Source organism: Staphylococcus sp. GDY8P131P (genome assembly GCF_017891975.1).
In the GTDB taxonomy this organism is placed as follows: domain Bacteria; phylum Bacillota; class Bacilli; order Staphylococcales; family Staphylococcaceae; genus Staphylococcus; species Staphylococcus nepalensis.
Genome location: NZ_JAESKF010000012.1, coordinates 1 through 4,439 on the forward strand (window position 1 = coordinate 1; position 4,439 = coordinate 4,439).

3 protein-coding genes and 1 pseudogene are annotated in these 4,439 nt (G+C 30.0%); all 4 read left to right on the forward strand.

Annotation, left to right across the window (positions count from 1 at the left end):
• Positions 1-626: replication initiation factor domain-containing protein (locus KA894_RS10480; RefSeq protein ID WP_210133950.1), on the forward strand; the 626-nt coding region annotated here is incomplete at its 5' end.
• 161 nt (positions 627-787) lie between these two features.
• Positions 788-2,167: a tetracycline efflux MFS transporter Tet(K) gene (gene tet(K) / locus KA894_RS10485; protein WP_000492283.1), complete on the forward strand. Its 1,380-nt coding sequence runs from the start codon at positions 788-790 to the stop codon at positions 2,165-2,167.
• Between the two features lie 185 nt (positions 2,168-2,352).
• On the forward strand, positions 2,353-3,594 hold the full coding sequence (gene mobV, locus KA894_RS10490; protein WP_000122374.1) for a MobV family relaxase: 1,242 nt from the start codon (positions 2,353-2,355) through the stop codon (positions 3,592-3,594).
• A gap of 526 nt (positions 3,595-4,120) precedes the next feature.
• Positions 4,121-4,439, forward strand: a pseudogene (locus tag KA894_RS10495) (replication initiation factor domain-containing protein); the annotation flags it as partial.

The window sequence follows — 4,439 nt, forward strand, 5'->3', positions numbered from 1 at the left end:
ATATGCGTATTGAATTTAATCCAAACAAACTTACACGAGATGAAATGATTTGGTTAAAACAAAATATAATAAGCTACATGGAAGATGACGGTTTTACAAGATTAGATTTAGCCTTTGATTTTGAAGATGATTTGAGTGACTACTATGCAATGTCTGATAAAGCAGTTAAGAAAACTATTTTTTATGGTCGTAATGGTAAGCCAGAAACAAAATATTTTGGCGTGAGAGATAGTAATAGATTTATTAGAATTTATAATAAAAAGCAAGAACGTAAAGATAATGCAGATGCTGAAGTTATGTCTGAACATTTATGGCGTGTAGAAATCGAACTTAAAAGAGATATGGTGGATTACTGGAATGATTGCTTTAGTGATTTACATATCTTGCAACCAGATTGGAAAACTATCCAACGCACTGCGGATAGAGCAATAGTTTTTATGTTATTGAGTGATGAAGAAGAATGGGGAAAGCTTCACAGAAATTCTAGAACAAAATATAAGAATTTGATAAAAGAAATTTCGCCAGTCGATTTAACGGACTTAATGAAATCGACTTTAAAAGCGAACGAAAAACAATTGCAAAAACAAATCGATTTTTGGCAACATGAATTTAAATTTTGGAAATAGTGTACATATTAATATTACTGAACAAAAATGATATATTTAAACTATTCTAATTTAGGAGGATTTTTTTATGAAGTGTCTATTTAAAAATTTGGGGAATTTATATGAGGTGAAAGAATAATTTACCCCTATAAACTTTAGTCACCTCAAGTAAAGAGGTAAAATTGTTTAGTTTATATAAAAAATTTAAAGGTTTGTTTTATAGCGTTTTATTTTGGCTTTGTATTCTTTCATTTTTTAGTGTATTAAATGAAATGGTTTTAAATGTTTCTTTACCTGATATTGCAAATCATTTTAATACTACTCCTGGAATTACAAACTGGGTAAACACTGCATATATGTTAACTTTTTCGATAGGAACAGCAGTATATGGAAAATTATCTGATTATATAAATATAAAAAAATTGTTAATTATTGGTATTAGTTTGAGCTGTCTTGGTTCATTGATTGCTTTTATTGGTCACAATCACTTTTTTATTTTGATTTTTGGTAGGTTAGTACAAGGAGTAGGATCTGCTGCATTCCCTTCACTGATTATGGTGGTTGTAGCTAGAAATATTACAAGAAAAAAACAAGGCAAAGCCTTTGGTTTTATAGGATCAATTGTAGCTTTAGGTGAAGGGTTAGGTCCTTCAATAGGGGGAATAATAGCACATTATATTCATTGGTCTTACCTACTTATACTTCCTATGATTACAATAGTAACTATACCTTTTCTTATTAAAGTAATGGTACCTGGTAAATCAACAAAAAATACATTAGATATCGTAGGTATTGTTTTAATGTCTATAAGTATTATATGTTTTATGTTATTTACGACAAATTATAATTGGACTTTTTTAATACTCTTCACAATCTTTTTTGTGATTTTTATTAAACATATTTCAAGAGTTTCTAACCCTTTTATTAATCCTAAACTAGGGAAAAACATTCCGTTTATGCTTGGTTTGTTTTCTGGTGGGCTAATATTTTCTATAGTAGCTGGTTTTATATCAATGGTGCCTTATATGATGAAAACTATTTATCATGTAAATGTAGCGACAATAGGTAATAGTGTTATTTTTCCTGGAACCATGAGTGTTATTGTTTTTGGTTATTTTGGTGGTTTTTTAGTGGATAGAAAAGGATCATTATTTGTTTTTATTTTAGGATCATTGTCTATCTCTATAAGTTTTTTAACTATTGCATTTTTTGTTGAGTTTAGTATGTGGTTGACTACTTTTATGTTTATATTTGTTATGGGCGGATTATCTTTTACTAAAACAGTTATATCAAAAATAGTATCAAGTAGTCTTTCTGAAGAAGAAGTTGCTTCTGGAATGAGTTTGCTAAATTTCACAAGTTTTTTATCAGAGGGAACAGGTATAGCAATTGTAGGAGGTTTATTGTCACTACAATTGATTAATCGTAAACTAGTTCTGGAATTTATAAATTATTCTTCTGGAGTGTATAGTAATATTCTTGTAGCCATGGCTATCCTTATTATTTTATGTTGTCTTTTGACGATTATTGTATTTAAACGTTCTGAAAAGCAGTTTGAATAGTTATATTATATTTTGGTTTAGAACTATGAGTGGCTAGCATTTTGCCACTCATTTTTTGCGTTAGCAAAAACAGGTTTAAGCCTCGCAGAGCACACGTATTAACGACTTATTAAAAATAAGTCTAGTGTGTTAGACTTAAACTATTAAATACACATGAAACCTTTGTGCTTAGGAGTGATTTTTATATGTCTTATTCCATTGTTAGAGTTTCAAAAGTTAAATCTGGAACAAATACAACGGGCATACAAAAACATGTTCAAAGAGAAAATAATAATTATGAAAATGAAGATATAGACCATAGTAAAACTTACTTAAATTATGATTTGGTAAATGCTAATAAACAGAATTTTAATAACTTGATTGATGAAAAAATCGAACAGAATTATACAGGCAAAAGAAAAATTAGAACAGACGCGATTAAACACATTGATGGTTTAATTACATCAGACAATGATTTCTTTGATAATCAAACGCCAGAAGATACAAAGCAGTTTTTTGAATATGCTAAAGAGTTTTTAGAACAAGAATACGGTAAAGATAATTTATTATATGCAACAGTTCACATGGACGAAAAAACACCACATATGCATTATGGCGTTGTTCCAATAACTGATGATGGTCGTTTAAGTGCTAAAGAAGTTGTAGGTAATAAAAAAGCTTTAACAGCGTTTCAAGATAGATTTAATGAGCATGTTAAACAACGAGGATATGATTTAGAACGTGGGCAATCAAGACAAGTAACAAATGCTAAACATGAGCAAATAAGTCAGTATAAACAAAAAACAGAATATCATAAGCAAGAATATGAACGTGAGAGCCAAAAAACAGACCATATAAAGCAAAAGAACGATAAATTAATGCAAGAGTACCAAAAATCGTTAAATACGCTTAAAAAGCCTATAAATGTTCCGTATGAGCAAGAAACTGAAAAAGTAGGTGGTTTATTTAGCAAAGAAATACAAGAAACTGGAAATGTTGTAATAAGCCAAAAAGATTTCAATGAATTTCAGAAACAGATAAAAGCTGCTCAAGATATTTCGGAAGATTACGAGTATATAAAGTCTGGTAGAGCCTTAGATGATAAAGATAAGGAAATACGAGAGAAAGATGATTTATTAAATAAAGCAGTTGAGCGTATTGAAAACGCAGACGATAATTTTAACCAACTTTACGAAAATGCAAAGCCACTTAAAGAGAATATAGAAATAGCGTTAAAGCTTTTAAAAATCTTACTAAAAGAGTTAGAACGAGTTTTAGGAAGAAATACCTTTGCGGAAAGAGTTAATAAGTTAACAGAAGATGAACCAAAACTAAATGGTTTAGCAGGAAACTTAGATAAAAAAATGAATCCAGAATTATATTCAGAACAGGAACAGCAACAAGAACAACAAAAGAATCAAAAACGAGATAGAGGTATGCACTTATAGAACATGCATTTATGCCGAGAAAACTTATTGGTTGGAATGGGCTATGTGTTAGCTAACTTGTTAGCGAGTTGGTTGGACTTGAATTGGGATTAATCCCAAGAAAGTACCAACTCAACAACACATAAAGCCCTGTAGGTTCCGACCAATAAGGAAATTGGAATAAAGCAATAAAAGGAGTTGAAGAAATGAAATTCAGAGAAGCCTTTGAGAATTTTATAACAAGTAAGTATGTACTTGGTGTTTTAGTAGTTTTAACTGTTTACCAGATAATACAAATGCTTAAATAAAAAAAGACTTGATCTGATTAGACCAAGTCTTTTGATAGTGTTATATTAATAACAAAATAAAAAGGAGTCGCTCACGCCCTGACCAAAGTTTGTGAACGACATCATTCAAAGAAAAAAACACTGAGTTGTTTTTATAATCTTGTATATTTAGATATTAAACGATATTTAAATATACATCAAGATATATATTTGGGTGAGCGATTCCTTAAACGAAATTGAGATTAAGGAGTCGATTTTTTATGTATAAAAACAATCATGCAAATCATTCAAATCATTTGGAAAATCACGATTTAGACAATTTTTCTAAAACCGGCTACTCTAATAGCCGGTTGGACGCACATACTGTGTGCATATCTGACCCAAAATTAAGTTTTGATGCAATGACGATCGTTGGAAATCTCAACCGAGACAACGCTCAAGCCCTTTCTAAATTTATGAGTGTAGAGCCCCAAATAAGACTTTGGGATATTCTTCAAACAAAGTTTAAAGCTAAAGCACTTCAAGAAAAAGTTTATATTGAATATGACAAAGTGAAAGGTAATATGCGTATTGAATTTA

Coding starts and splice junctions, on each gene's coding strand:
- mobV (WP_000122374.1), top strand. CDS start 2,353: ATGTCTTATTCCATTGTTAGAGTTTCAAAAGTTAAATCTGGAACAAAT.